The sequence below is a fragment of the Herbidospora sakaeratensis genome, from assembly GCF_001570525.1.
GTDB lineage: Bacteria > Actinomycetota > Actinomycetes > Streptosporangiales > Streptosporangiaceae > Herbidospora > Herbidospora sakaeratensis.
This window is the reverse complement of the sequence record NZ_BBXC01000015.1, coordinates 132,523-155,641: the sequence shown is the minus strand read 5'-3', so window position 1 is coordinate 155,641 and position 23,119 is coordinate 132,523. Positions and strand designations below refer to the sequence as shown.

Here is a 23,119-nt window from a genome sequence, read left to right as displayed (position 1 = left end):
GTGGTCCATTGTCGCAGCGGTCCCCACCTGAGATAGTTGGTTTGGTAATCAAACCAAGTTCCATGCACGCGCTGGGCGGACGGTCAGGGTCCCCACCTGATCGTGCATGGCCGGTTATCCATTCACGGAGGAGAAACCGTCCATGCGAAGAAAGATCGTCAGCCTGCTCGCGATCGTCGCCCTGGCGCTGGTCGCGGCGGTGGTGCGGATGGCGCCGGCCGGGGCGGTCGCCTCCGATCCGTACACGTACAAGAACGTGCGGATCGACGGCGGCGGGTTCGTGCCGGGCATCGTGTTCAACCCGACCGAGCGGAACCTGATCTACGCCCGGACCGACATCGGCGGGATGTACCGCTGGGACCAGTCGGGGTCGTCGTGGAAGCCGCTGCTCGACTGGGTCGGCTTCACCAACTGGGGCTACAACGGGGTCGACAGCATCGCGACCGACCCGGTGCAGACCAACCGCGTCTACGCGGCCGTGGGCATGTACACCAACTCGTGGGACCCCAACAACGGCGCGATCCTGCGGTCGACGAACAAGGGCGACTCCTGGGCGGTCACCCCGCTGCCGTTCAAGATGGGCGGCAACATGCCCGGCCGGGGCATGGGGGAGCGGCTCGCGATCGATCCCAACCGCAACTCGACCCTCTACCTGGGCGCGCCGATGGGCAACGGCCTGTGGCGCAGCACCGACTACGGCGCGACCTGGGCCAAGGTGACCGGTTTCCCGAACGCCGGCAACTACAGTGACGACCCGAGCGACCCCAACGGCTACACCAGCCACCAGCCCGGCGTCGTGTGGGTGACCTTCGACAAGCGCACCGGGACGTCCGGCAACGCCACCCAGACGATCTACGTCGGCGTGGCCGACAAGGCCAACACCGTCTACCGGACCACCAACGGCGGCTCCACCTGGGAGCGGCTGCCCGGCACCCCGACCGGCTACATCGCCCACAAGGGCGTGCTCGACCACGTCAACGGCTACCTCTACCTCGCCACCTCCGACACCGCCGGCCCCTACTCCGGGGCCAAGGGCGACGTCTGGCGCTACGCCACCGCGACCGGGACCTGGACGCAGATCTCGCCGATCCCGTCGAGCAGCGGCGACGCCTACTTCGGCTACTCCGGCCTGACCATCGACCGCACCAACCCGAGCACGATCATGGTGGCCACGCAGATCTCCTGGTGGCCCGACGTGATCTTCTGGCGGTCGACCGACTCGGGGGCGACCTGGACGCGGATCTGGGACTTCACCTCGTACCCGAACCGCAGTTTCCGCTACAAGATGGACATCAGCTCCGCGCCGTGGCTCAGCTGGGGAGCCAACCCGCAACCCCCCGAGGTCACGCCCAAGCTGGGCTGGATGACCGAGTCGATGGAGATCGACCCCTTCGACGGCAACCGCTTCATGTACGGCACCGGCGCCACCATCTACGGATCGACCGACCTGAAGTTGTGGGACACCGGCGGCCAGCTCACCATCAAGCCGATGGTCAAGGGCCTGGAGGAGACCGCCGTCCTCGACCTGATCAGCCCGCCGACCGGCAGCGCCCCGCTGATCTCGGGCCTGGGCGACATCGGCGGCTTCCGGCACACCAACCTCGACGCCGTGCCGCCGATGATGTTCCTGCAGCCCAACTTCACCTCGACGACCTCGCTCGACTACGCCGAGCTCAACCCCTCGACGATGGTCAGGGTCGGCAACTTCACCGAGGCCGACCGCCCGAACGACAACCACGTCGCCTTCTCCACCGACGGCGGCGCCAACTGGTTCCAGGGCCAGGAGCCCGGCGGCATCAACAACGGCGGCACGGTCGCCGCCGCGGCCGACGGCAGCCGGTTCGTCTGGGCGCCCGCCGACAGCGGGGCCTCGGTCGTCTACTCGGTCGGGTACGGCAACTCGTGGGCGACCTCCAGCGGGGTCCCGTCGGGCGCCCGGGTCGAGTCCGACCGGGTGAACCCGCAGAAGTTCTACGCCTTCGCCAACGGGCGGTTCTACGTCTCGACCAACGGCGGCCAGACCTTCACCGCCTCCAGCGCGACCGGCCTGCCCACGACGGCCCGGTTCAAGGCGGTGCCGGGACGCGAGGGCGACATCTGGCTGGCCGGCGGCGCGGGCCTGTGGCGGTCGACCAACTCCGGGACGTCGTTCACCAAGATCTCCAATGTGGAGGAGTCGGACAACGTCGGCTTCGGCAAGGCGGCCCCCGGGCAGTCGTACATGGCGATCTTCCTCGTCGCGAAGGTCGACGGCGTGCGCGGCGTCTTCCGCTCCGACGACGCGGGCGCGTCGTGGGTGCGCATCAACGACGACCAGCACCAGTACGGCAACATCGGCGAGGCCATCACCGGCGACCCCCGCATCTGGGGCCGCGTCTACCTGGGCACCAACGGCAGAGGCATCCTGTACGCCGACCGCACCGGCGCCACCCCGTCGCCGTCGCCCAGCCCTTCTCCGAGCCCGAGCCCCAGCCCGTCGCCTTCGCCGAGCCCCTCGCCGAGCCCGAGCCCCAGTCCCTCGCCGTCCCCGTCTCCCAATCCCGGTAAGGCGTGCGCGGCGACGTACACGATCACGAACTCGTGGCCCGGCGGGTTCGGCGCGAGCGTGACCGTCAGGAACAGCGGCACCAGCGCGATCACCGGCTGGACCGTGCGCTGGACCTGGGCCAACGGGCAGACCGTCAGCCAGCTCTGGAACGGCGTGCACTCCGCGAGCGGCGCGCAGCAGACGGTCGTGAACATGAACTACAACGGCAACCTGAGCCCGAACGGCACGACCACGTTCGGCTTCAACGCCGGCCAGTCGGGCACCAACCCGATCCCGGCCGTCACCTGCACTCCCGCCTGACCCTTCGGGACAGCGGCGACCGGCCAGGACGGAAACCGTCCTGGCCGGTGCGCCCGCGGGTGCCGGGACCTCACTCGGCGGGCGGCGCAACCACCTCGGGCAGGTCGTCGGTCCACTCGGCGGTGGTGATGTCGATCGTGTTGTCGGGCGAGGTGACGATGCTGCGCAGCAGCCCCGTCTCCGGGTCGACGACCAGCGTGAACGACGAGTCCTCGATGTCCACGGTCACCCCGTGGCCGCCGTCGACGTCGCCGGTGTTCGACACGATCGGCAGCGCCGCGATGGCCCGCAACACGCCCGCCCTGACCTGCGGCGGGATCGGCACGTCATAGAGCAGGTAGGACATCGAGAGGGCGACGTAGCCGTCCTCGCCGACCCGGGGCGGCTCGCCCTTCAGGCCCTCGCGCATGCCCTTGAGGGCCAGTTCCTTCAGCGCGTCCGGGTCGGTCGGGAGGTCCTGGAGCTCCTGGTAGGTGAACGACTGGTCGAACGCCCAGAAGTCGCCGGACTTCGGGTTGTCCATGGCCTTGCCGTCCGGGGTGCCGCCGAAGAGGTGGCCGTCGGATCGGCGGTACCACCATTCGGCCCGCCACGACTCGTCCTTCCGGCCCTTCACGATCTTGCCGGACCCGGGGTGCTCGATGACGACGTGCCAGTACTTCCCGGGCTCCTCGGCGACACGCTGGGCGGTGTCGGCGGCGGCGAGCAGGATCTGCCGGCCGGTGAGCTGGACCGGCGTGCTCACCGACGGCCGTGCCTCGGCCGGGGCCGGCTGGGGGGTGGCCGAGGGCAGCAGGGTGATCACCGCGGCGGCCGACGCGCCGAGGGCGAGCACCCCGGCGGCCAGCAGGCCGCGCCTGCGGGGGGCGGGCCGGCGGGCCGCGTTCATGAGCCGGTGCCGGCCCTGGTCGATCGTGTCCTGCGAGGGTTCCTTGGCGAGCGCGACGCGCAGCGACTCAAGGTCATCCATTGAACGACTCCTTGCCGATCAGTTTGCGAAGCTTCGTGCGCGCCCGGCTCAGACGTGAGCCGACCGTGCCGTAGGAGATGCCGAGCGCCTCGGCGACCTCCTCATGGGTGAGTTGCGCCAGGGCCACGAGCAGCAGCACGTCGCGTTCTCCCCGGTTGAGCGACGCCAGCGCCCGGACCAGGTCGGCGTGCAGCCGCCCGGCCGCGACGGAGGCGAGCACGCGGGTCTCGTGGCTCTCGGCGTCCGGCTCGGCCCCCGTGCGGGCCAGCGCCTGGTAGTGCCGTGCTTCCTTGCGCCGGTGGCGGGCGACCAGGTTGGTCGCGATCCCGAACAACCAGGGCCGCAGCCCGCCGCGTTCGGGTTCGAATCTGGCCCGCAGGCGGAAGGCGGTCAGGAAGGTCTCCGCCGCGAGGTCGTCGGCGGCGGACTCGCCGAGCCGTCCGGCCACGTAGCGGTAGACGTCTCGGAAGTAGTGGTCGTAGACGCGGGTGAACGCCTCCGGATCCTGCCGGAATCCGGCGACGAGCTCGGCGTCTCCCACCTGCTCGCCGATATCGGCCGTCATGGGTGCCCCCCGGGCGGTGCGGTCATCTGACATCTGCACTCCGCCGCAGGCGCGAATCGCTTTCCCGCATTCTCAGAGGACCATCCTTGGGGCGGATCACGACATGTCGGTATGCGACCAAGGGATCAGGGCGAATGGTCCATCTGGCTGAAAGTCTGCTGCAAGACCTCTGGTTATGCTGGCCGTGGGGGTGACACCTATATGGCTATGGCCGGGCCCACCGATCCCGACGTCGATCCGAAGACGCCGGTCGCGGTGGACAACAGTGGAATCAAGGGACGGCTCGACCGTTTCCGCGCGACCCGCACGGGCGCCCTGACCCTGAAGATCGTGATCGGCACGATCGGCGGGGCCATGGTGATCGGCGGGCTCATCATGGTGCCGTTCCCGGGTCCGGGCTGGCTGGTCGTGTTCGCCGGTCTGGCGCTGCTGGCGACCGAGTTCAGCTGGGCCCATCGGGTGCTGGAGTTCGCCAAGCGCTACGTCACCATGGCGACCGACTGGCTGAAGCGGCAGAACTGGGCGGTCCGGATCATCGCCGGGGTGCTGACCTTCGCGGTGGCCTTCGCGATCGTGTGGGGCTGCCTGAAGCTGACGCTCGGCTTCGACATGGTCGAATACGGGCTGAACTTCCTAAACCTCAAGTAGGCGCCGCTCCGCGAGGGCGGCCAGCACGCGTGACCCGTCGGCCATCACCGAGTCGTCGAACTCGGTCTCGGGGGAGTGGTTGGTCGCGCAGGTCGCCGGGTCGGCCCCCTTCGCGTGGGCGCCCAGCACCAGGAACGCGCCCGGCACCTCGTCGAGGACGAACGAGAAGTCCTCCGACCCGGTGGCCGGGCGCGGCATCGTCAGATAGCGGTCGGGGCCGACGACCTCCGGCACCACCTCCGCCGCGAAGGCGGCCTCGGCGGCGTCGTTGACCGTCACCGGGTAGCCGATCCCGAACGAGCACTCCGCGCGCAGGCCGTGGGCCTCGGCGATGCCCGTCGCCAGCCGGACCACCCCTTCCTTGACCTTCGCCCTGGTCTCGGCGGAGAAGGCCCGGATCGTCGCCTGGAACCAGGCGTCGTCGGGGATCACGTTGTCGGCCGTGCCGGCGTGGAACTGCCCGACGGTGATCACCACCGGGTCGAACACGTCGAAGGCCCGGGTCGTGTACGTCTGCAGCTGGCTCACGATCTCGCAGGCCACCTGGACCGGGTCGAGCGCCCGGTGCGGCGTGGACGCGTGGCCGCCCCGCCCGCGCACGGTCACGTCGAAGGTGTCGGCGGCGGCCAGCACCGGGCCCGGCTTGGTGACGAACCAGCCGCTCGGCACGATGGCCGAGAAGACGTGCAGGCCGTACGCGGCGGAGACGCGGCGGCCCGAGGCGTCCAGCACCCCCTCGTCGATCATCAGTTTGGCGCCCTCGTGGCCCTCCTCGCCGGGCTGGAACATGAAGACGACGTCGCCGGCCAGGTGGTCGCGGCGGTCCGACAGCAGCCGGGCGGCGCCGACGAGCATGGCGGTGTGCAGGTCGTGGCCGCAGGCGTGCATCGCGCCGTCGATCACCGAGCGGTAGTCGACCGGGACCCGCTCCTGGACGGGCAGGGCGTCCATGTCGGCCCGGAGCAGCACGCTCGTGCCCTCGCTCCGTCCGCCGCGCAGCACGGCGGTGACGGAGGTGAGTTTCTCGCCGGTGGTGACCTCCAGGGGCAGCCCGTCGAGGGCGGCCAGCACCTTCTCCTGCGTACGCGGCAGATCGAGGCCGATCTCGGGTTCCCGGTGGATGGATCGCCGCAGTTTTTCCAGCTCGTCCTGAAAGGTCATGCCTCATCCTCGACCGGGTGCGGATCGTTCTCAACGCGGCGCGCCTTTTCGCCCGCGGTCCGTCACCAGCTGCGATTCTTGGTGACGTCCTGTCACCGGCGCCGGGAGGAACCATGATCATCCCGCTCATCATGTCCGCGTTGCTCTCGGGCGGTGTCTCCATCACCATCGAGAACGGCGTGACCGAGTTGTCCGGCCGGGTGGAGTACACGGTCCAGGTGGTCAACCGGGAGCCCCGGCCGGTCCAGGCCGACGTGCGGATCGCGTTCCCGCCGGGCCTGGCCAACCTGCGCGCCGAGGGCGCGACCCTGTCGGCGGCGCACGCCGGGTGGGAGGCGCTGCTGCCGACGGGCACGAGCACGTTCCGGCTGAGCGGCCTGGCCGACGGCGGCCGCCCGTCCGACGCCGTCGCCGCGACGGCCTGCGTCTACCTCGACGACCCGGCGCGGCCCGAGGTGTGCGCGAGCGACATCGACACCATCGGGGTCCGGGGCGACTGGAGCGTGCTCGGCGTGGTGGCGCTGCTGATGGCGCTGACCGGGGGTGCGGGCGCGGCCTACCTGCTGATGCGGACGCGGCGGACCGTCACGCAGCTGGCGGCGCCGTCGGACCGGGAGCCGGAGCGGGTCTGACGCCCAGGAAGGCGCGGGCCTCGGCGGTGGTCATCGGGGGCCGCTGGGCCAGCCGGGCCGCCTCGGCCGCGCGGGCGACCAGTTCCTCGTTGCCGCGCACCGGGCGGCCTTTGGCGTAGGTGAGGGTGTCCTCCATGCCGACCCGCAGGTGGCCGCCCCCGGCGAGGGCGGCGAACATGACCGGGAGCGACGCGCGGCCGATCCCGGTCGCCGACCAGGTCGCTTCCGCGGGCAGCTGGCCGACGGCGGCGGCGACCGTGCGCAGGTCGCCGGCGAATCCGCCGGGCACCCCCATGACCAGGTCGCAGTGCACCCGCCCGCCCGCCGGCGGGCCGTAGCGGTCGAGCAGGCGGTTCATGGTGGCGACGTGGCCGAGGTCGAACAGCTCGAACTCCGGCACGATGCCGCGCGCCTGGGTCTCCCGGTAGAGCTCGGCTGCGAACCCCCACGGGTTCATGAAGACGTCGTCGCCGAAGTTCACCGTGCCGCAGGTGAGGGAGCAGGCGTCGGGGGCGGCGTCCAGGACCTTCAGCCGATCTTCGTAGGGGTCGTGCACCGACCCGCCGGTGGAGAGCTGGACGACCAGATCGGTCTCCCGCAGCGCGGCCACCGTCTCCCTGAGCAGCCCGAGGTCGAGCGTGGGCCGGGTCGCGGCGTCCCTGATGTGGACGTGCACCACCGCCGCCCCCGCCGCCTCGCAGGCCCGCGCCGTGGCGACCAGTTCGGCGAGGGTCACCGGCAGGGCGGGCACGTCGGCCTTGGCCGATTCGGCGCCGGTCGGGGCGACGGTGATGAGGGTGCTGGACATACCCGGATATTGCCCCCTTGTTCCCGGGCGGGACAAGATGCTTTCCTGAGTCGAGACTCAGGGAAGGGTGGTGGGACCATTGCCGACGGCCTCTCCGATCGGGCTGCACCGGGTGTTGTCGCCACCGGGCGTGCTCCCTCAGGCGGCCCGGCGGCTCGACGCCTCGCCGGGTCTGTGGCCGGGGGAGACCCGGCTCCGGGTCGAACGGCTGAACCTCGACGCGGCGTCGTACCGGCAACTGCACGGCAAGCACCACGGCGACGGCGCGGCGGTGCGCGGCGAGGTGCTGGAGATCATCCGCACCCGGGGCAAGATGCACAACCCGGTCACGGGGTCGGGGGGCATGCTGGTCGGCGTGGTCGAGGAGGGCCCGGCGTTTCCCGTCGGCACCCGGGTGGCCACGCTCGTCTCCCTCACCCTGACCCCGCTGGTGCTCACCTCGACGACCTGGGACGGCCTCTCGGAGCAGGTGCCCTGCGACGGCCACGCGATCCTCTTCGAACGCTCGGTCGCGGCGGAACTGCCCGGCGACCTGCCGGTCCCGCTGGCGCTGGCGGTCATGGACGTCTGCGGCGCGCCGGCGCTGACCGATCGCGTGGTCCGGAAACATCGGGACCCGGTGGTGGCGGTGCTGGGCGCGGCGGGGAAGAGCGGGTCGCTCTCGCTGGCCGCCGCCCGCCGGGCCGGGGCCCGGACGGTCGGCGTGGTGCTCGACGAGCGGGAGGCCGCCACCGTCGAGGGGCTGGCCGACGAGGTGGTGGTCGCCGACGCCCGTGACGCCGTGGCGCTCTCCGGGCTCGGCGCCGACGTCACGGTCGTCTGCGTGGACGTGCCGGGCTGCGAGCACGGCGCGATCCTGGCCACCCGCGACGGCGGGACGGTGGTGTTCTTCTCGATGGCGACCTCGTTCCCCGCCGCCGCGCTGGGCGCGGAGGGGCTCGGGGCCGACGTCACGATGCTGATCGGCAACGGCTACGCCCCCGGCCACGCCGAACTGGCCCTGACGCTGCTGCGCGAGGAACCGGCTGTGCGGGCCGCGTTCGAGGGGCGGCTGCGATGAAGCTCGGCCTCGACCCCGCCGTGGTGCGCAAGGCGCGCGAGCTGGCCGCCCGCGCCGCCGAGCCGGTCATCGAGATGGCCCGCACGCACACGACCGTCTCCGTCGAACGGGCCGTGCTCCGGCTGGCGGGCGTCACCGGCGCCGACGCCGACGGCATCCCGTGGGTCAACCGCGTCGTCGACGCCGTCCGCGACCAGGTGGGCCTCGAACACGGCGTCGCGCTGCCGTTCTTCGCGGCCGAGAACTGGCGCTCCCTGAAGTTCGGGCTGCCGGCCGGAACCGAGCGGGACCTGGCCCTCCTGCGGGCCCGCGAGGCGGTCGGGGCGGGCGTCGCCCGGATCGACCGCAACCGCGCCGACCGCGACCGGCTGCTCGCCCGGCACGGCGACCCCGGCAAACCGTGGATCTACCTGATCGTCGCGACCGGCGACATCCACGAGGACATCCCGCAGGCCCAGGCCGCCGCCCGCGAGGGCGCCGACGTCATCGCGGTCATCCGCTCGACCGGGCAGTCGCTGCTCGACTACGTGCCGGAGGGAGCGACCCGCCAGGGGTACGCCGGGACGTACGCGACCCAGGAGAACTTCCGCCTCATGCGGGCCGCCCTCGACGAGGTGTCGGCGGAACTGGGCCGCTACGTCCGGCTGACGAACTACGCCAGCGGCCTGTGCATGCCCGAGATCGCCACCCTGGCCGGGCTCGAACGGCTCGACATGATGCTGAACGACTGCATGTACGGCATCATCTTCCGCGACATCAACCCCCGCCGGACCTTCGTCGACCAGCGGTTCTCCCGCCAGATCCACGCGCGGGCCGGGATCGTGATCAACACCGGCGAGGACAACTACCTCACCACGGCCGACGCGATCGACGCCGCCCACACGGTGGTCGCCTCGCAGCTGCTCAACGAGCGCTTCGGCCACGAGGCGGGCCTGGCCGACGCGCAACTCGGCCTCGGCCACGCCTTCGAGATCAACCCGCAGATCCCCGACTCGTTCCGCCTGGAGCTGGCGCACGCGCAACTCGTGCGGGAGCTGTTCCCGGACGCGCCGCTGAAGTACATGCCGCCGACCAAGCACATGACCGGCAACATCTTCGCCGGCTACCTGCTCGACGCGTTCTTCAACCTGGCCGGGGTGATGACCGGCCAGTCGATCATCCTCATCGGCATGATGACCGAGGGCATCCACACCCCCTGGCTCTCCGACCGCGACCTCGCGCTGGAGAACGTCCGGTACGTCCGCCGCGCGGCCGGGGACCTGTCGGAGGACTTCACCCCCGGCCCCTTCATCCGCGAGCGGGCCGCGCGGGTGCTCTCGGAGACCGTCGACCTGCTGCACCGGGTCGCCGGCGACGGCCTGCTCGACGCCATCGCCGACGGCGTGTTCGGGGTGACCAGACGCCCCGCCGACGGCGGCCGGGGCCTCGACGGCGTCGTCGAGAAGGCCGGCGACTACGTCAACCCCGCGACCGAGATCCTGGAGGCGGCCCCGTGACCGTCGAGACGATGAAACAGATCATCCGCCCGTACGGCGACACGACCGGCGACGCGATGATCCAGGTCAGCTTCACCCTGCCGGTTCCGCACGGCCCGCGCGCCGACCTCGCGGCGCTCCAGCTGGCCGGGAAGATGGGCCTCGACCCGGCGAGCGTGGTGCACAGCAAGGCGATGGGCCCCGACTTCACCTTCTTCATCGTGTACGGGAAGGCGACGCACCTGATCGACTACGCGGGCATCGAGGTCCCGGAGGGGCGGGAGTTCGAGCTGCTCACCCCGGCCCAGGTCAACGCGGCGGTCAAGGCCCGGCTCGGCCGGCGGCTGGTCGTCGTCGGCGCGTGCATCGGCACCGACGCCCACACGGTCGGCATCGACGCGATCCTCAACGTGAAGGGCTTCGCCGGGGAGAAGGGCCTGGAGTACTACCGGGAGATCGAGGTCCACAACCTGGGGGCCCAGGTGGCCGTCGGCGATCTCGTGGCGCGGGCGAAGGCGGTGGACGCCGACGCGGTGCTCGTCTCCCAGGTGGTGACCCAGAAGAGCGCCCACATCCACAACACCAAGCAGATGGCCGCCGCCTTCGCCGAGGCGTATCCGACCTCCCTGACCGGCGGCCTCGGCCGCCCCCTGCTGATCGTCGGCGGTCCCCGCTTCGACACGGTCACCCCGTCGGACCTGGGCGTCGACCGCATCTTCGGCAAGGGCACCACCCCGGGTGAGGTGGCGAGCTATCTCGTCCACGCGCTGGTGCGCGAGTGAGGGTCACCCACCGGCGCTACGTGCCGGCCTCGCACGCCCACTACGGCGGCTCGCTGGTCGACGGCGCCTACGTGCTGGCCCTGTTCGGCGACGCGGCGACCGAGGTGTGCATCCGGACGGACGGCGACGAGGGGCTGTTCGCGTCGTACCAGGACGTGCAGTTCCGGGCCCCGGTCGTGGCGGGCGACGTGATCGAGGTGACGGCCGAGGTGGCCCGCGTGGGCACCCGCAGCCGGACGCTGGCCTTCGAGGCGCGGGTGGTCTGCCGGGCCCGGCCCGACCTGTCGCCGTCGGCGAGCGAGGTGCTCGACCCGCCCATCGTGGTCGTCACGGCGACCGGGACGGTCGTGGTGCCCGCGAAATAGTATCGAATGAGACAGTCTCGGTTAATATTGTCTCGTGAGCACTGAGAAACCTTCCACCGGTCCGTTCGCCTTGGGCCTGCTGCTGCGGCAGGCCCACTGGCGTGCGGTCACGGTGATGACCGAGGCCTTCCGCCCCCTCGGCATCGAGTTGCGGCACTTCGCCGTCCTGGTCGTGCTGGTCGAGCAGGGGCCCACCGTGCAGCGGGACCTGGCGGCGGCGACGGGGTCTGACAAGGCCGGGATCATGCGGGTCGTCGACGATCTGGAGCGTATGGGGCTGGCCGTGCGCAAGGCCGTGCCGGGAGACCGGCGGGTGCGGGCGGTCGAGATCACGCCCGAAGGCGTCGAGCTCTTCGAGGCGGCCCAGGTGGCGGCCGAGCCGCTGGCCGAACGGCTGGTCGCCGACCTGCGGCCCGGCGAGGCCGAGCAGCTGAAAGATCTACTGACCCGGTTCGCCTATCCGGCAGAATAGTATCGATCGATACCATCACATGTGATACTGTCGTATATGTAACGACATGGGAGAAGGTGTGATCGTGAACGTCTACGAAGCGGTGACCACCCGGCGGGCGGTTCGCGGATTCACCGGACGGCAGGTCCCGGCAGAGGTGCTGGAACGGGTGCTGGCCGCCGCGGCCCGGTCGCCCTCGGGATCGAACCTCCAGCCGTGGCACGTCTACGTGCTGACCGGCGCGCCGCTGGCCGAGCTCAAGAAGCGCGCGGGCGAACGCGTGGACGCGGGCGATCCGTGGGACGAGCGCGAATACCCGATGTACCCGGCCGAGCTGAAGTCGCCGTACCGCGAGCGTCGTGAGGCCTTCGGCCGGGAACGCTACGGCGCGCTCGGCGTGGGGCGCGACGACTGGGAGGCCCGCCAGCGGGCGGCCGCCGCCAACTGGCAGTGCTTCGGCGCCCCCGCCGCCCTGTTCGTCTACATCGACCGCGACATGGGGCCGCCCCAGTGGGCCGACGTCGGCATGTACCTGCAGACCGTCATGCTGCTGCTGCGCGACGAGGGGCTGCACAGCTGCCCGCAGATGGCCTGGTCGGTCTACCGCACGACGGTCGCCGAGGTCCTGTCGCCGCCTGAGGGGCTGATGCTCTTCTGCGGTCTGTCGATCGGCTACGAGGACGCCACGGTGCGGCACCCCCGCACGGGCCGCGCGCCGCTCGACGAGACGGTCACGTTCGTGGGCGACCCGGGACGACGACTCCAGGCCGCCTGAGAGGACGGACCATGAACGTCACACGCAGCCTGCCGCGTCCGGTGGCGGTGGCCGTGGGAGGCGGGGGCGTGCTGGGGGCCGCCCAGGTCGGCCTCGGATACGCGCTGGAGCAGCGCGGCTTCGTCCCCGACCTGATCGTTGGGACGTCGGTGGGCGCGCTCAACGGGGCGATCGCCGCCGCCCACCCCGGGCGGGCCGCCCCCTGGCTCCACCGGGTGTGGACGCGGGCGCGCCGCCGCACCGTGTTCCCGTTCGGCCACCCCTCCTCGCGGGGCGGCGTCTTCTCCGACCGCGGCCTGCGCGACCTGATCGCCATGGCCGGGCTGCCGGCGCGCATCGAGCAGCTGGCGGTGCCGTTCACCGCCGTCGCCATGGATCTGGGCACCGGCGCCCCGATCCCGCTCGACCACGGCGACCTCGAATCGGCGCTGCTGGCCAGCGCGGCCATCCCGGGGGTGCTGCCTCCCGTCGATCGAGACGGCCGCACGCTCGTCGACGGCGGGGTGGTCGCCTACCTGCCGGTGCTGGCGGCCCTGCGCGCGGGCGCGGCCAGCGTGGTCGTGCTCTCGGCCGGGCCTGCGGGCGTGCCGCAGCGGACGGCCGGCCTGCCGCGCCGGGCCCACACCGTCGCGGCCAGGGCCGGGCTGCTGCTGTGGCAGCACCAGATCGAGCGCGACCTCCACGAGGTGGCCGCCAGCATCCCGACCGTCGTGCTCCCGACGGGCGTCGACTCCTGGCCCGCGCCGTGGGACTTCGGCCACGCCCAGCGGCTGATCGACACCGCCTGCCACACGGCGGGCCGGTTCCTCGACGGGCTGCGCGTCAGCGGGCCCGGTCTCTACGGGGTCGACGGCCCGGCCGCGGCGTCCGTCCGAACGGAGGTCGTCCAGTGAGCACCGTCGCGTTCGTCAACCTCGCCATGCACGGGCACGTCAACCCGACGCTGCCGGTCGTCGCCGAGCTCGTCCGGCGTGGCCACTCGGTCAGCTACCACACCGCGCCCGCGTTCGCGGGGAGCGTCGAGGCAGCCGGCGCGAGCGTGCGCCTCTACTCCGGCGGCGACCGGCCGATGCCCGATCCGCCGATCCCGCTCACCATGCTCGGCGCGCTCGCGCGCACCACCGCCGACGTGCTGCCCGGCCTGCGGTCCGACCTGCGGGAGATCGGGCCCGACCTCGTCGTCCACGGCGCGGCCTGCCCGTGGGGCGCGGTCGCGGCGCGCGAACTCGGGGTGCCGGCGGCGGCGCTGTTCACCACGTTCGCGTTCGACCGGCGGACGCCCAGCCCGACCCGCGCCTCGTGGGACCTGCTGGCCTCCGCCGTCGCCCGGCCCGCCGCCGCCCTCGGCTACCTGCGGTCGCGGTGGGGGCTGCGCCACCTGCCGCCGGTCGACCTGGCCAATGTCCGCGAGCCGCTCAACCTGGTCTTCACCTCGCGCGCGTTCCAGCCGAGGGCCGACGCCTTCGACCGTTCCTACCGGTTCGTCGGCGCGAGCCTCGGCGCCCGCCCACCCGACCCGGAGTTCGCCTCCGACCGGCTGCGCGACCCGGTGCTGTACGCCTCGCTCGGCACCGTGTTCGACGGCGGCCCCCGGTTGCTGCGGGCCTTCGCCACCGCGCTCGCGCCGCTGGGCGGCACCGTGGTCGTCGCGACCGGAGCCACCGACCCGGCCGCGCTGGGGCCGCTGCCGGGCAACGTGCTCGCCCGCCGCTTCGTCCCGCAGCCGGAGGTGCTGGCCCGCGCCGCGCTGTTCGTCACGCACGGCGGGATGAACAGCGTCAACGAGGCCATGTACGCCGGGGTGCCGATGCTGGTAGTCCCTCAGGGCGCCGACCAGCCGCTCGTGGCCCGCCGGGTCGCCGAACTCGGCGCGGGCCTGGCGATCCGGACGCAGGACGCCACCGAGGCGGCCGTGCGCGCCCTCGCCCGCCGGCTGCTTGGCGAACCGAGGTTCCGGGCCGCGGCGGCCACCCTGCGCGTCGCCCAGCGCGCGGCCGGCGGCCATCGCAGGGCGGCCGACGAACTCGAGCACCACCTGCGCCGGGGGAGCGCCGACCCATGTCGCCTGTCCTCGTCGTGATGCTGCTGCTCGCCGGGTTGTCGGAGGCCGCCGGGCGGATCCTGCCCATGGTCGCCCGCCGGCCCGGCCAGTCGCGGTCGCACGCCGTGCTGCTCCTGCTGTCGGGCGCGGTGGTCGAGGGCACGGCCTTCGCGCTCTGGCCGCTGACCGCCTGGACGCTCGCCGAGCTGGTGCGGTCGGCCCCGATGTCCGACGTCACCACGCTGGCCTGGACGCCCGGCCTGGTCGCCCCGCTGCTGCTCGCCGCCGTGCTGGCGTTCCCGCTGCTCGGGCCGCTGCTGCACCTGCTGCTCTTCGTGAAGGTTGGGCTGGGCCTGGTCGCCCCGCTCGCCGCGGCGACGGGTCTCGGCTGGTGGGCCGCCGCGGGCTGCGTGGCCGTCGCCGGGGCCGGGCTCGGCACCGCCATCGAGGCGGTGCGCCGCCTGGTCGCGGCGACCGGCGGCGTGCCGGTCAGGGGGCTGGTCATGTGATCGAGTTCCCGCTGTTCGTCCTGGTGCTCGGCCCAGTCCTGCTCGCCGAGGCGCTGCTGGCCCGCTACGAGGTGCTGGCCTACACCGCGGGCTGGCGCACCCCGGTCACCGAGTTGCCCCACGGGATGCCGTACGCCCGGGGCGCCGACCCCGGCCGTCCACCGGCCGCCTACCTGGTCTACCTCGACGGCATCGGGAAACGCCGGTTCCGCGACAGCCGCGACGGCGGCCAGTTGGTGAAGGCCCTGATCGACGGGGCCCCGGAGTTGCGGGTGCTGGGTCAGGTGCAGCCCTACTCGCCGCTGGCCGAGCCGCTCGCCGGCCGGCCGGTGTGGGACTGGATCCGGCGCCATGCGGGGCTGCTGCTGTTCCTGCACAACGTCATGCAGATCTTCGTCGCCGCCGACCGCCGGTACCGTCCGCTCTACAACGGCGCGGTGGGTGCGCAGATCGCCGCGCAGTTGCGCCTGGCCGGCCACCGGCCCGGCAGCGGCGTCCCCGTGGTGCTGCTCGGCTACAGCGGCGGCGCGCAGGTCGCCACCGGTGCGGCCGGGGAACTGCGGGCGCGGCTCGGCGTCCCGATCCTGCTGATCACCATCGGCGGGTTCCACAACGGCGCCAACGACCTCACCGGCGCCTGCGGTCTGCACCGGCTCACCAGCGCCGCCGACGTCATCGAGCGGGTCTCCGTCTGGATCTTCCCCCAGCGCTGGCCGCTGCTGCGCCGCAGCGGCTGGAACCGGGCCGTGCGCGCGGGGAAGGTCACCACGCACCGGCTCGACCCGGCCACCCACATGGGGCGGCGCAGCTACATCGACCCGGCGGCGCTCCTGCCCGACGGCCGCACCCATCTGGCCCGCACCGCCGGTCTCGTGATCGCGCTGGTCCGCGCGCACACGGGAACTAGCGCCCGTCCATGACGTCGGACTTCAGCCGGTCGAACTCCTCGTCGGAGATGGCGCCCGACTGCCGCAGCCCGTCGAGCTGGGTCAGCCGCTGGATGACCGCGTCGGCGCCCGTCGCCAGCGGCGGCACCGGGCCGACGCGCATCCGGTGGGCGAGCGACTTCAGGTCGTCGAGGATCAGCGGCCGGCCCGGGCGGTCGGGGCTGTAGGCGATGGTCAGGCGGGTGCCCGGCGGCACCGGCCAGATGGTCGACTGGCGCAGTTCCATGCCGGGCACGTCGGGCACGTGCCCGATCAGCCGGTACATGAGCTGGTTGTTGACCCGCACGCCGGTCGGCACCACGTCGGTCACCACCGCTTCGGCGCGCAGGCCGTTCTCGCGCAGCGCGCGTTCGCGGGCGTCGGTGCGCCGCCACGCCGCGATCGTGAGAACGAGTGCCACCACGACGGCGAGGGAGAGCGTTCCAAAGACGATGGACATGGTGAGGTTGACCTGCGCACCGCCGTTCGTCCAGAGGACGTACATGAAGACCGCCAGAGGCAGGCTCCAGATCAGCTGGAGACCGACCGACAGACCGATCCAGACGCGTGCACCTTTGGGCATGTGCCGCACATTACCTCGGCAAGCATCGGTATCTACAAGAACTGGGGCGTCGGCTTGTGCACGGGGTGGAACCTTTCGCCACAAAGCTACGCTAGCGTAGGTTACGAAAACGTAAGTATGTGGGGAGCTGAGATGGCGCGCGCACTGACGCAGACGGAATTCCTCATCGAGCTGGAACCCGTCGTCGAGGAGAATCTCAACCGGCACCTGGGCGTGGCCAAGGAATGGTTCCCGCACGAGTACATCCCGTGGGACGACGCCCGCACCTTCGACGGGATCCTCGGCGGCACGGCCTGGCGGCCAGAAGACTCCACCATCCCCGACGTCGCCCGCACGTCTCTGCTGGTCAACCTGCTGACCGAAGACAACCTGCCGAGCTACCACCACGAGATCGCGACCACCTTCGGCCGCGACGGCGCGTGGGGCACCTGGGTCGGGCGCTGGACGGCCGAGGAGGGCCGCCACGCGATCGTCATCCGCGACTACCTGATCGCCTCGCGCGCCCTCGACCCGACGGCGCTGGAGCGGGCCCGCATGGCGCACATGGAGAACGGCTTCCAGACCGAGTACGGCACGATGCTCGGCCAGCTTGCCTACGTGTCGTTCCAGGAGCTCGCGACCCGCATCGCCCACCGCAACACCGGCAAGGCGTCGGGCGACGAGACGTGCGAGCGCATCCTGGCCCGCGTCGCCGCCGACGAGAACCTGCACATGCTCTTCTACCGCAACCTGCTCGGCGCGGCCCTGGAGCTCGACCCGAACCAGACCATGCGCGCCATCACCGACGTGGTGACCTCCTTCCAGATGCCCGGCGCCGGCATGGCCGGGTTCGCCCGCATGTCGATGGCCATCGCCCACGCCGGCATCTACGACCTGCGCTCGCACAAGGACGAGGTGCTGATGCCGGTCCTGCGGCAGTGGAAGGTCTTCGAGAAGGAGGGCCTCGACCCCGAGGGCGAGAAGGCCCGCCAGGAGCTCGCCGAGTTCCTCGACAACCTCGAGATCACCGCCCGGAAATTCGAGGAGCGGAGAGAGGCCCGGCGCGCCCGGGAAGCGGCAAAATAGCCCATATGACGTGGATCAACGAGCCTTCGAGCTGGACCGCCGACGGAGACACCCTGACCTTCTCCGTCACCGGTGAGACCGACCTGTGGCGGCAGACCCACTACGGCTACACCTACGACACCGCGCCGATGTACGGCCGCACCGTCGAGGGCGACGCCACGGTGCGGGTCACCTTCACGGCCGACTACGCCGAGCAGTACGACCAGGCCGGGGCCATCCTGCGCGCCGACGAGAACAACTGGATCAAGGCGGGGGTGGAGTACGTCGACGGCGCCGTCCAGATCAGCGCCGTCGTCACCCGCGACTTCTCCGACTGGTCGGTGATGCGCGCCCCCGAGGGCACCACCTCGGTCACCTTCGAGCTCGTCCGCGAGGGCGACTCCGTGCACATCAACTGGGGGGTCAACGGCGGCGAGCCCGACACGCTGCTCCGGCTGGCCTACTTCCCGCCGAACGTGCCCGCCCTCGCCGGCGCGATGGCGGCGGCCCCGGTCGGCAAGGGCTTCCAGGTCCAGTTCTCCGAAGTCGTGATCACCGGCTAGGTACCAGAACACCCTTCCGGACCCGCATACTGTGATGCGCACATGAGCGGGAAGGTCCGGGAATGGTGAGATTCGCTCCGTACAAGAGGTTCTCGTGGCCGCTCCGCTGGGCGTTGCGGCTGCTCACGACGCTTCTCGTACTCGTGCTCGTCGCGGTCGGCGGGATCGTCTGGGTGGTCCGCGCGTCGTTCCCGCAGACCGACGGCGAGCTGCGGCTGCCGGGGCTCACCAAGGCGGTCGTCGTGCGGCGCGACGCGTACGGCGTGCCGCAGATCTACGCCGACACGGCCGCCGACCTGTTCCGGGCGCAGGGCTACGTCCACGCCCAGGACCGGTTCTGGGAGATGGACTTCCGGCGCAAGACCACGGCCGGGCGGTTGTCGGAGTTGTTCGGCGACTCCACGCTGGACATCGACAAGGTGGTCCGCACACTCGGCTGGCGCCGGGTGGCCGAGCAGGAGATCAACCTCCTCACCCCGGAGGCGAAGGCGGGTCTCGACGCCTACGCCGCCGGGGTGAACGCCTGGATGCGGGACAACGAGGGCTACACCTCCAGGAGCCTGGAGTACGCGGTCCTCAAGCTCACCAACGCCGACTACGAACCCGAGCCGTGGACGCCGGTCGACTCGTTGTCGTGGCTGAAGGCGATGGCCTGGGACCTGCGGTCGAACATGGACGACGAGATCGAGCGCGCCGTCGACGCCGCGACCGTGCCGAGGGAACGCGTCGAGGAGCTGTTCCCGCCCTACCCCTACGACCGGCACCGGCCCATCGTCGCCTCGGGCGGCGTCCGCGACGGCGCGTTCACCTCGGGTGAGCGCCCGGTCGCCGCGGCCGACGCCCTCCGGCGCGTCTCGGCGACGCTGAACGCCGTGCCGTCGCTGCTGGGCAGCGGCGGCGACCCCAAGGGCATCGGCTCCAACTCGTGGGTGGTGTCGGGCGAGCACACCGACACCGGCAAGCCGCTGCTCGCCAACGACCCGCACCTCGGGCCGAAGATGCCCTCGATCTGGTACCAGGCCGGCCTGCACTGCCGCACCCTGTCGGCCGACTGCCCCTACGACGTCTCCGGCTTCACCTTCTCGGGCCTGCCCGGCGTCGTCATCGGCCACAACCGCACGATCGCGTGGGGCTTCACCAACCTCGCCCCCGACGTGGCCGACCTCTATCTGGAGCGGGTGCGCGAGAACACGTACGAGATCTCCGGCACCTGGGCGCCGCTGGAGACCCGGACCGAGCGCATCGAGGTCGCGGGCGGCACGCCGGTCGACCTGACCGTGCGCACCACCCGGCACGGCCCGATCGTCTCCGACGTCTTCGAACCGGTCGCCGGGCTGAAGACCACGGGCGTCGAGGTCGCGCTGCGCTGGACCGCCCTCGACCCCGGCAACACCGGCAACGCCATCTTCCTGCTCGGCAGGGCCACGAACTGGGAGGAGTTCCGCAAGGCCGCGGCCCAGTTCGAGGTCCCGTCGCAGAATCTCGTGTACGCCGACACCTCCGGCAACATCGGCTACCAGGCCCCAGGGAAGATCCCGGTCAGATCGGGCGGCGACGGCAAGTGGCCCGCCGAGGGCTGGACCGGCGAACAGGAGTGGACCGGTTTCATCCCGTTCGACGAGCTCCCGACGGCGTTCAACCCCGAAGAGGGCTTCATCGCGACCGCCAACAACGCCGTCGTCGGCCCCGGCTACACCCACTTCCTCACCGACGACTGGGCCTACGGCTACCGTTCCCAGCGCATCGCCGACCGCCTCACCCAGGCGATCTCGGCCGGCAAGGTCACCAAGGACGTCATGTCGGCGATCCACCAGGACTCCCACAACGGCCTGGCCCCCGTCCTGGTCCCGCACCTGGCCCGCGTCGGCGGCGCCGACACGGGGTTGTTCACCGGCTGGGACTTCACCCAGGAGAAGGACAGCGCGGCCGCGGCCTACTTCAACGCGGTCTGGCGCAACCTGCTGACGCTGACCTTCGACGACGAACTGCCCGAAGACCTGCGCCCCGGCGGCAACGACCGCTGGTGGGAAGTGGTCCGCCGGCTCCTCGACGCCCCCTCCGACACCTGGTGGGACGACGTCAGGACGCCCAGGGCCGAGCAGCGCGACGACGTCCTGCGCGCCGCCCTCGCGGCCGCCTCGAAGGAACTGCGCCGCACCCTCGGCGACGACCCGAAGGCGTGGACGTGGGGCGACCTGCACACCCTGGAACTCACCAACGAGACCTTCGGCACCAGCGGCATCGGCCCCATCGAGTGGTTGTTCAACCGCGGCCCCTACCGCCTGCCGGGCGGCAAGGACGCCGTCAACGCGACCGGCTGGGACGCCGCGTCGGGCGGCTACGAGGTGAACTGGGTGCCGTCGATGCGCATGGTCGTCGACCTGGCCGACCTCGACGCGTCGACGTGGGTCAACCTGACGGGCGCGTCGGGCCACGCCTTCAACGGCAACTACACCGACCAGGCGGACCTGTGGGCCGAAGGGAAGACGACCCCGTGGCCCTTCACCGAGGACCGCGTCCGTAGCGCCGCCACCGACGAACTGACGCTCACCCCGTAGAGGTCGCGCCGGGCGCGGCGCGGCTAGAGGAGCCGGTCGAGCCACGCGGTGCGGGTTCGGCGGGCCTCCGCGGAGAGGGCGGCGGCCGGGTAGAGGGCGTCGAAGCCGTGGAAGCCGCCGTCCCACACGTGCAGGTCCGCGCGGCCTCCGGCGGCCCAGATGCGGGTGGCGTAGGCGACGTCCTCGTCGCGGAAGACCTCGGCCGAACCGGCGTCGACGTAGGCCGGCGGGAGGCCGGACAGGTCGGCGGCGACGGCCGGGGAGACGTAGGCCGGGACGTCGTCACCGGTCAGCCCGCCGAGCACGGCCCGCCAGCCGTAGGCGTTCATCTCGCGGCTCCACACCCCCGGGCCGCTGAACTGTAGAGTGGACGTCGTCGCGTCGCGATGGTCGAGCATGGGGCAGATGAGCACCTGCCCGGCGAGCGCGGGCCCGCCCCGGTCACGGGCCATCAGCGCGACCCCGGCGGCCAGCCCGCCCCCGGCGCTGATGCCCGCGACGACGAGCTTCGCCGGGTCGGCGCCCAGCTCGGCCGCGTTCTCGGCGGCCCAGGTCAGCGCCCGGTAGCAGTCCTCGACGAGGGTGACGCCGGTGACGTCGGGCGCGAGCCGGTAGTCGACGGTGACGACGACGGCCCCGAACCGGTCGAGCCACTCCAGCGGGATGTCCAGGTTGGCGAACCGGTCACCCATGATCATGCCGCCGCCGTGGATCCACACGACACACGGCGCGTCGACGGCCCCGGGCGGCCCGAGCACGGTCAGCACGATCTCCGCGCCGTCGTCGGCGGTGACGGTCACCTCCCGCCGCTCGACCTCCCGCCCGGCGAGCAGGTCGTCGAGCGGCGGCGACGGCATCCCGCGCAACATCGCGACGACGTCGGGCGTCAGTTCGGGCATGGACGGCAGATCGGCGGACAGGGCGAGCAGTTCGGCGTCGACGGCGGGCCGGACGGGGGTCATCGGAGGTCCTTTCGGTGGTACGGGGACGGGCTCGGGCGGGGGTCAGAGGGCGGCTTTGCCGGCTACCGGGGTGAGGTCGGTGTAGGTGGACTCGCCCGCGAGCAGCGGGGCGATCCTGGCGACCATCGCCTGGGCCGTCTCGCCGGCGAACAGGCGGTGGTGGTCGGCCTCGGTGGTCCAGCCCTCGGTGACCTGGACGACGTCGGGGTCGGTGGCCGAGCGGCTGACCAGGTAGACCAGGCAGTGCTCGCTCGCGGCGGGGGAGCCCTCCGCCAGGCCGGTCAGCAGCAGGGCGATCAGGTCGTCTCCCCGGCCGGGCAGGGCGGTCATCGTGGCGGTGAAACCGTAGGTGGGGGTCATGCTCGTTCCTCTCGTCGGTGCTTCAATTACACGGCTTCCGGCCGCTCCGAGGTAGCACGATGCTGGCCAACGCTTGCCTGATCCTCTCGCCTGCGGTGTAATCGGGCGATGAGCATGGAAGAGCTGCGCGGGTTGCTGAACCGGCACGCCCGGCCCGACATGACCACGCCCATCGACGGGGTGCTCGTCTCCCGGGTCGAGCGGTCGGAGCCGCCGGAGACCTCAATGTCGGGGACGGTGCTGGCGGTCATCGCGCAGGGGGAGAAGCGGCTGGCGCTCGGCGACCGGGTCTACGACTACCGGGCCGGGCAGTATCTCGTCGCCTCCGTCGACCTGCCGGTCACCGGGCACTTCGTCGGCGCCACCCGGGAGGCGCCCGCGCTGGGGTTCGGGCTGGTGTTGCGGCCCGAGGCGGTGGCGGAAGTGCTGCTGGCGGCCGGGGACGTGCCCCGGCAAGCGGGAGCCGCGTCGGGGCTGGCGGTCAGCGACGTGCCGGCCGAGTTGCTCGACGCGGTCGTGCGGTTGCTCCGGCTCATCGAGCGGCCGAGGGATCGGGCGGTGCTCGCGCCGCTGGTCGTCAAGGAGATCCTGTGGCTGGTCGCGAGCGGGCCGCAGGGCGGGACGGTGCGGCAGCTCGGGCTGGCCGACAGCGGGCTCAGCCACGTCGCGCGGGCGGTGCGGTGGATCCGGGAGCACTACGCGCAGCCGTTCCGCGTGGAGGAGGTGGCGCGGTTGTCGGGCATGAGCGTGTCGGCGTTCCACCGCAACTTCCAGGCGGTCACCGCGATGAGCCCGATCCAGTTCCAGAAGCAGATCCGGCTCCAGGAGGCGCGGCTCCTGCTGGCCGCGGGCGGCGGCGACATCGCCGGGGTGGGGCACCGGGTCGGCTACGACAGCCCGTCGCAGTTCAGCCGGGAGTACCGCCGCCAGTTCGGCGCGCCGCCCAGTCAGGACGCCACGCTCCGCCCGGCGGCCCGGACGGTGGCGGCGTTGCCGTGACGGCCGCCCGCCGGGCGCGGCCGGTCGGCGCCGG

The 23,119-nt window shown here is 71.9% G+C and carries 24 protein-coding genes; 17 read left to right on the top strand and 7 right to left on the bottom strand.

Annotated elements, in window-relative coordinates:
* The first annotated feature begins 142 nt into the window (after positions 1 to 142).
* Complete coding sequence (locus AW271_RS24925; RefSeq protein WP_062340015.1) at positions 143 to 2,848, top strand: cellulose binding domain-containing protein; 2,706 nt, start codon at positions 143 to 145, stop codon at positions 2,846 to 2,848.
* 70 nt (positions 2,849 to 2,918) lie between these two features.
* Here the strand turns inward: AW271_RS24925 and AW271_RS24920 are convergent, their stop codons facing one another.
* The gene (locus tag AW271_RS24920; protein ID WP_062340014.1) at positions 2,919 to 3,818 is read right to left on the bottom strand and encodes a CU044_5270 family protein; all 900 of its coding nucleotides are present in this window, start codon (positions 3,816 to 3,818) and stop codon (positions 2,919 to 2,921) included.
* Positions 3,811 to 4,383 carry an RNA polymerase sigma factor gene (locus AW271_RS24915; protein WP_062340013.1) on the bottom strand — a complete coding sequence of 191 codons (573 nt, stop codon included), beginning with the start codon at positions 4,381 to 4,383 and terminating at the stop codon, positions 3,811 to 3,813. The genes AW271_RS24920 and AW271_RS24915 overlap by 8 nt, the downstream gene beginning before the upstream one ends.
* 201 nt (positions 4,384 to 4,584) lie before the next feature.
* On the opposite strand from AW271_RS24915, the gene AW271_RS24910 reads away from it, so the two are divergent.
* Positions 4,585 to 5,031 carry a TIGR02611 family protein gene (locus AW271_RS24910; protein ID WP_157554605.1) on the top strand — a complete coding sequence of 149 codons (447 nt, stop codon included), beginning with the start codon at positions 4,585 to 4,587 and terminating at the stop codon, positions 5,029 to 5,031.
* On the opposite strand, the gene AW271_RS24905 is transcribed toward AW271_RS24910, so the two are convergent.
* Positions 5,017 to 6,192: a M20 metallopeptidase family protein gene (locus tag AW271_RS24905; RefSeq protein WP_062340011.1), complete on the bottom strand. Its 1,176-nt coding sequence runs from the start codon at positions 6,190 to 6,192 to the stop codon at positions 5,017 to 5,019. The genes AW271_RS24910 and AW271_RS24905 overlap by 15 nt on opposite strands.
* Before the next feature lie 113 nt (positions 6,193 to 6,305).
* Between AW271_RS24905 and AW271_RS24900 the strand changes: the two genes are divergently transcribed.
* A complete protein-coding gene (locus AW271_RS24900; RefSeq protein ID WP_062340010.1) occupies positions 6,306 to 6,824 on the top strand; it encodes a hypothetical protein in 519 nt (172 codons plus the stop codon).
* On the opposite strand, the gene AW271_RS24895 is transcribed toward AW271_RS24900, so the two are convergent.
* Complete coding sequence (locus tag AW271_RS24895; protein ID WP_062340009.1) at positions 6,778 to 7,632, bottom strand: beta-keto acid cleavage family enzyme; 855 nt, start codon at positions 7,630 to 7,632, stop codon at positions 6,778 to 6,780. The two genes, AW271_RS24900 and AW271_RS24895, sit on opposite strands and share 47 nt — an antisense overlap.
* Before the next feature lie 79 nt (positions 7,633 to 7,711).
* Between AW271_RS24895 and kdd the strand changes: the two genes are divergently transcribed.
* From kdd to AW271_RS24845, 10 genes are all read left to right on the top strand, one after another.
* Positions 7,712 to 8,692 carry an L-erythro-3,5-diaminohexanoate dehydrogenase gene (gene kdd / locus AW271_RS24890; RefSeq protein ID WP_062340008.1) on the top strand — a complete coding sequence of 327 codons (981 nt, stop codon included), beginning with the start codon at positions 7,712 to 7,714 and terminating at the stop codon, positions 8,690 to 8,692.
* Positions 8,689 to 10,188: a lysine 5,6-aminomutase subunit alpha gene (gene kamD, locus AW271_RS24885; RefSeq protein ID WP_062340007.1), complete on the top strand. Its 1,500-nt coding sequence runs from the start codon at positions 8,689 to 8,691 to the stop codon at positions 10,186 to 10,188. The genes kdd and kamD overlap by 4 nt, the downstream gene beginning before the upstream one ends.
* A gap of 11 nt (positions 10,189 to 10,199) precedes the next feature.
* Positions 10,200 to 10,949, top strand: coding sequence for a lysine 5,6-aminomutase subunit beta (gene kamE, locus AW271_RS24880; RefSeq protein ID WP_218008174.1), 750 nt, complete (start codon positions 10,200 to 10,202; stop codon positions 10,947 to 10,949).
* Positions 10,946 to 11,314, top strand: coding sequence for a 3-aminobutyryl-CoA ammonia lyase (gene kal / locus AW271_RS24875; protein WP_062340005.1), 369 nt, complete (start codon positions 10,946 to 10,948; stop codon positions 11,312 to 11,314). Before kamE ends, kal begins: the two co-directional genes overlap by 4 nt.
* A gap of 34 nt (positions 11,315 to 11,348) precedes the next feature.
* The gene (locus AW271_RS24870) at positions 11,349 to 11,786 is read left to right on the top strand and encodes a MarR family winged helix-turn-helix transcriptional regulator (RefSeq protein WP_062340004.1); all 438 of its coding nucleotides are present in this window, start codon (positions 11,349 to 11,351) and stop codon (positions 11,784 to 11,786) included.
* 64 nt (positions 11,787 to 11,850) lie between these two features.
* Complete coding sequence (locus AW271_RS24865) at positions 11,851 to 12,540, top strand: nitroreductase (RefSeq protein ID WP_062340167.1); 690 nt, start codon at positions 11,851 to 11,853, stop codon at positions 12,538 to 12,540.
* Between the two features lie 11 nt (positions 12,541 to 12,551).
* Positions 12,552 to 13,433, top strand: a complete 882-nt coding sequence (locus AW271_RS24860; RefSeq protein ID WP_063818107.1) for a patatin-like phospholipase family protein — start codon at positions 12,552 to 12,554, stop codon at positions 13,431 to 13,433.
* A complete protein-coding gene (locus tag AW271_RS24855) occupies positions 13,430 to 14,620 on the top strand; it encodes a macrolide family glycosyltransferase (RefSeq protein ID WP_062340003.1) in 1,191 nt (396 codons plus the stop codon). The genes AW271_RS24860 and AW271_RS24855 overlap by 4 nt, the downstream gene beginning before the upstream one ends.
* Entirely contained in the window at positions 14,599 to 15,090 is a 492-nt protein-coding gene (locus tag AW271_RS24850) for a hypothetical protein (protein WP_062340002.1), read from the top strand. The genes AW271_RS24855 and AW271_RS24850 overlap by 22 nt, the downstream gene beginning before the upstream one ends.
* Positions 15,087 to 16,010 (top strand): hypothetical protein, encoded by a 924-nt coding sequence (locus tag AW271_RS24845; RefSeq protein ID WP_062340001.1) that lies wholly within the window; start codon positions 15,087 to 15,089, stop codon positions 16,008 to 16,010. The genes AW271_RS24850 and AW271_RS24845 overlap by 4 nt, the downstream gene beginning before the upstream one ends.
* On the opposite strand, the gene AW271_RS24840 is transcribed toward AW271_RS24845, so the two are convergent.
* Complete coding sequence (locus tag AW271_RS24840) at positions 15,994 to 16,599, bottom strand: SHOCT domain-containing protein (protein WP_062340000.1); 606 nt, start codon at positions 16,597 to 16,599, stop codon at positions 15,994 to 15,996. The two genes, AW271_RS24845 and AW271_RS24840, sit on opposite strands and share 17 nt — an antisense overlap.
* A 132-nt stretch (positions 16,600 to 16,731) precedes the next feature.
* Between AW271_RS24840 and AW271_RS24835 the strand changes: the two genes are divergently transcribed.
* From AW271_RS24835 to AW271_RS24825, 3 genes are all read left to right on the top strand, one after another.
* Entirely contained in the window at positions 16,732 to 17,664 is a 933-nt protein-coding gene (locus tag AW271_RS24835) for an acyl-ACP desaturase (protein ID WP_062339999.1), read from the top strand.
* A gap of 5 nt (positions 17,665 to 17,669) precedes the next feature.
* Positions 17,670 to 18,206, top strand: coding sequence for a DUF1349 domain-containing protein (locus AW271_RS24830; protein WP_062339998.1), 537 nt, complete (start codon positions 17,670 to 17,672; stop codon positions 18,204 to 18,206).
* A 62-nt stretch (positions 18,207 to 18,268) separates the two neighbouring features.
* Complete coding sequence (locus AW271_RS24825; protein WP_062339997.1) at positions 18,269 to 20,764, top strand: penicillin acylase family protein; 2,496 nt, start codon at positions 18,269 to 18,271, stop codon at positions 20,762 to 20,764.
* Between the two features lie 23 nt (positions 20,765 to 20,787).
* Here the strand turns inward: AW271_RS24825 and AW271_RS24820 are convergent, their stop codons facing one another.
* Positions 20,788 to 21,726, bottom strand: coding sequence for an alpha/beta hydrolase (locus AW271_RS24820; RefSeq protein WP_062339996.1), 939 nt, complete (start codon positions 21,724 to 21,726; stop codon positions 20,788 to 20,790).
* Positions 21,727 to 21,768: 42 nt separating this feature from the next.
* Positions 21,769 to 22,086, bottom strand: coding sequence for a putative quinol monooxygenase (locus AW271_RS24815; RefSeq protein WP_062339995.1), 318 nt, complete (start codon positions 22,084 to 22,086; stop codon positions 21,769 to 21,771).
* Between the two features lie 108 nt (positions 22,087 to 22,194).
* Here AW271_RS24815 and AW271_RS24810 point away from each other — a divergent pair, with 108 nt between their 5' ends.
* Positions 22,195 to 23,085 (top strand): AraC family transcriptional regulator, encoded by an 891-nt coding sequence (locus AW271_RS24810; RefSeq protein WP_062339994.1) that lies wholly within the window; start codon positions 22,195 to 22,197, stop codon positions 23,083 to 23,085.
* Positions 23,086 to 23,119: the final 34 nt, after the last annotated feature.